This window comes from Capsulimonas sp. (assembly GCF_039929585.1).
Classification (GTDB): domain Bacteria; phylum Armatimonadota; class Armatimonadia; order Armatimonadales; family Capsulimonadaceae; genus Capsulimonas.
Window position 1 is genome coordinate 1 of the sequence record NZ_JBDSQY010000126.1, and the last position, 4,306, is coordinate 4,306.

The window sequence follows — 4,306 nt, forward strand, 5'->3', positions numbered from 1 at the left end:
TCCCTTTTCAAGCAAGCAAGCTTAAAACTCTAGTGATTGTCCCATTTGCATGGTCAATTCTTGATTTGATATCCTAATTTTTGATGGCTTGAAGTGTTTCTACCGATCCACCGAGGGTAGTTCCTGAAGTGGAAGGCGGACGCGCAAAAGTCCGGCAAGACGATGCTTGACCGGTATATTGGGGAGATTATTCCATAATAATCAAACGCCGTCTACTCGCAAGGAATACAGGAAATCGCAAAAACCACTCAAAACCGGCAATTGTCACTGCCCGGAAACGCGGTTTTTCACTCGCAATAAATACCCCACAAAGCATACAGGCATAAATTATTACAAACTCTCGATCTACATATTTTATATAAACACCTTGATTCGTGAAACAGCCTACGAAAATTAAAGGGTTCTAATATCGCTCGTTAACCAAAAGTCAATCTTTCGTGACCGGATCAATATTCGTAATCGAGATTTCAAAATAAAAAATAATGAAATATTTTCCGAAAGTCAAGGAGAGAACACGCATTCGCGGTAAGACTCCCAAATCCCCGCGCAATTTCGGTATAATGCGTGTTGCCGCCCGCCTTAGTCACGATCATTTCTGGACGCCTACTATGCAAGTCACTCTCGAAGCCATTTCCGACGATTTGAACGCCCTGCGCCGCGCCGCCTTGCTGCCGTCGCTGGAGGCGGGACTGAACGACGACCAGATGCGCGCCCTGCATCACGGCGAAGGCCCCGCGCTGGTGCTCGCAGGCGCGGGCTCGGGCAAGACCACGGTCCTGACCCGCCGCATCGCTCTGCTGCTCGCGGAGGGCGTTCCGGCGGAAAGTATTTTCGTCGCGACGTTTACCAAAAAGGCGGCGGATCAGATGGGCGAGCGTCTGGCGGCGCTGCTGGGCGAGGGCGGCGATGCGATCATTGAGAAGCTCTGGATCGGCACTTTCCACGCGCACTGCCTGCGTCTACTGAAAACCGAGCTCACCGTCCTTCTGGGCAAGCAGGCGGGTTACTTCCAGATTGCCGACGAAAACTGGCAAGTGCGTGTCGCCAAGGCTATTTTAGGCGACAAGGACTGGATGGGGCGCGGTCTCCCCTCCCCGCCCTTCGGCCTGAACGTTGCATTCGATCCTAAGAGCGCCCTTTCAGCCGTTTCTGCGGTCAAGAACCGTGGGTTCAAGGTCACGGAAGCAGAGCGCGCCTTCCGCGAGCACGAGCCGAACTGGGGCGACGGCACGATCCAAACCCTGTGCAAATTCTGGCGCTGCTACGAGCAGGCTAAAACGGCGAAGTTCGATATTTTGGCAAAGAAGCCGTCCCGCCGCCTGGACTTTGACGACCTGCTGGTGGAAACACTGGAACTGCTTCAGGAGCAGCCCCCGATCCGCGCGAAGTATCAGGCAAAGTTCCAGTATCTGCTGATCGATGAGACACAGGACACGTCGTCGGTCCAGTGGGAGATCGCCCGCATTCTCAGCGCCGTGCATCGAAATTTGTTTATCGTCGGCGACGTCGGCCAGGCGATCTACAGCTTCCGGGGCTGTTCGCCCGAAGCCACCGTCGGCCAGTTTGCGTCGGCCTTTCCGAATGGAGATATCATCCGTCTTCCGGCAAACTATCGCAGCTCCGCCACCATCGTGCGCGTGGCGAACGAGCTGATCGGCAATTCGGGAATGGATAGCCGTTACCGTTTGGAAATGGCGTCCACCCGCGACAACGGCTCGGATTTAGAGACGCTGGAGCACGAGGACGCCGAAGGGGAAGCGAAACACGTTGCGGAAACATTAAAAGCGCACAAAGATTCCGGGGCGACCCTGAAAGACTGCGCGGTGCTGTTTCGGACGAACGCCTACTCGCGCGCCCTGGAAGAAGCCTTCGTTGCGAATGGCGTGCCGTATGTTCTGGAGGGGGCTCTGGGATTCTACGGACGCAAGGAGGTGCGCGATCTCATCGCGTTTCTTCAGCTGAGCGTGGATCGCGACAGCCCCGCCGCCGATGAAGCCGTCAAGCGCGTCATCAACGTCGCCTCCAAATCCTACGGGAAACCGACGCACTTCCTCGGCGGCGCGTTCATCGCGGAGTTAGAGACACAGGCCGCGCGCCACGGATGGTCGCTCTACAAGACGCTGACCAACGGCCAGTTCAAGACCTGGCAGGGCCTGGCCGTACGCGACTTCCGGGAAATGGTGAAGCAAGTAGCCCAGGCGGGCGACAGCGCGGAATTGCGTCTGCGCAGGGCGCGCGAGATCGGTTACGACGACTGGCTGCTGCGCGAGGAGGGCCATGTCGAGGACGAAGGCAACTCCCGTCTGGATAACTTAGAAGAACTTTGCGTCTCCTGCGCCGCCTTCCCAACAGCTCAGGACTTCCTGAACTTCGTCGCCGCCCAGAACAAGGCGACCGAAAATGTGGAGGCCGGCGACGCCGTGGAGATGATGACGATCCACCGCGCCAAGGGCCTGGAATGGCCCATCGTCTTCGTCGTCGGCTTCGCCTTCGGCATGATCCCGCATCACCGCAGCCTGCGCTGGTTCGATGAAGAAAAAACCCAGCTCCAGGGCGACAGCATCGAAGAAGAGCGGCGCCTGGCGTACGTCGCCATCACCCGCGCCAAGGAGCATGTGACGCTCAGCTGGCCGCTGCTGCACTCCACGCGTGTACTTTCCCGGTCGCCGTTCTTGAAAGAAATGGCGTCGCTGCTGGAGATGCCGGAGCGAGTGGTGAAAGTGGTGGAGGAGACGACGGATGAGGGATCATAACCCCGCCCGCCACTGGGTGGCATGCCGGCGGCTTTGCGCAGGCATGTTCTACGATTGAGAAGAAACGTCATGTTCCGCTTCGCACGCAATACATGCCTGCGCAAAGCCGCCGGCATGCCACCCAATAGTCGATGTTAGCGTTCATCTCCGATGTAACGTGGAGATATCACCCCACCCGCGCCGTGCTCTCCCTGACGATCAATTCCGGCTTTAGCAACTGCCGAGCCTCCACCCCTGTCTCCCCTTCAATCACGCGCGCCAGCGTGCGCGCGGCGGCGGCGCCCATAGCGATGAGAGGCTGGCGGATGGTGGTGAGCGCGGGATGGACGAGGGCGGCCATCGGGGCGTCGTCGTAGCCGACGATGGAGAGGTCTTGAGGCACGCGCAGCCCCAGCGATTCTGCGGCGCGCAGGGCGGCGACGGCGACGGCGTCGTTGGCGGCGAGCAGCGCCGTGGGACGGTCGTCGCCGCTCAGAATCTCCACGCAAACTTCCTTGGCGCCTTCGCCGCCGTAATCGGCGAACCGGATCCAGCGATCAGGGATCGTGAGCCCATGCGCCGACATTGCTTCCATGACGCCCGCGAGGCGATTGCGCGTGCTCACATGGTTCTCGTTGCCGTGAACATGCGCGATCCGCCGATGGCCCAGGGCCGCGAGGTGCTCCACCGCCAGGGCTGCTCCCAGCCGGTCATCCACATCCACCGACGGCACGCCCTCGACTTCCAGCGCCGACACCGTGACCAGCGGCACGGACAGCGAAGAAAGCGCCGCGACGATATCGGAGTCCGTCGGGGGGACAATCAGCAGCAGACCATCCGTGCGCCGGTCTCGAAACACCGCCGCCGACTCCCGCGCCCCGCGCCAGTGGTGCGTGTACAGCGTCACGTTCTGCTGCGTTTCCTCGGCGACGCCCAGCACTCCCTGCATAATCCCCGAAATATAATCGCTCTTGACGATCTCGCTCGCGGAGACGATCGCCGCCACGACGCCAATGGCGCCCATGCGCCGCCGCACGAGCGCCTGCGCCGTAGTGTTCGGATAGTAGTTCAGCTCCTGCGCCGCGCGCAGAACCTTCTCACGCACGCCGGCGCTGACAGGCCGGTTGGCGTTGGTGAGGACATTGGAGACCGTCGAGATAGCAACACCGCTTGCTCGGGCGACATCATGAATCGTAACCATAGGATTATCATAGCGGACATGGGCGCGGCTTGTCAATTTCCAAAGACGGCAAACGCACTCAAAGTTAGAAAAGCAAGCGCAAAAGAGAGAGCGCGCGGGAGCCGACGGCTCCTGCGCGCCCAATGATCGATCTTCGAGGAGGCAGTCTAGAACGGCGCAAACTCATGCGAGCTGAGCAGCGCGCCCGCCGTGTTATAAATGCGCAGGCGACCACGTCCATCCACGTTCGTGGCCAGAATACGCGCATATCCGTCCGCGCCGACGCCCACTTCCTGAGGCGTCCATCCGGCTTCGGCGGGGAAGTCGATCTTGTTCAAGCGCTGCTGCGTTGGACTCATCGTCATCAGCGAGGAGCCGCCCGTTCCCGCGAACA

General features: G+C 59.8%; 3 protein-coding genes. 1 reads left to right on the plus strand and 2 read right to left on the minus strand.

All coding sequences use genetic code 11. From position 1 onward, the window contains the following. The first annotated feature begins 608 nt into the window (after positions 1-608). Entirely contained in the window at positions 609-2,753 is a 2,145-nt protein-coding gene (locus ABIZ35_RS08665) for a UvrD-helicase domain-containing protein (protein ID WP_348219491.1), read from the plus strand. A 166-nt stretch (positions 2,754-2,919) separates the two neighbouring features. Here ABIZ35_RS08665 and ABIZ35_RS08670 read toward each other — a convergent pair whose 3' ends face one another. Both ABIZ35_RS08670 and ABIZ35_RS08675 read right to left on the minus strand, forming a co-directional pair. Continuing rightward, positions 2,920-3,933 (minus strand): LacI family DNA-binding transcriptional regulator, encoded by a 1,014-nt coding sequence (locus tag ABIZ35_RS08670; protein WP_348219492.1) that lies wholly within the window; start codon positions 3,931-3,933, stop codon positions 2,920-2,922. A gap of 146 nt (positions 3,934-4,079) precedes the next feature. Then, positions 4,080-4,306 (minus strand): hypothetical protein (locus tag ABIZ35_RS08675; RefSeq protein ID WP_348219493.1); only part of this gene is annotated, 227 nt, incomplete at its 5' end.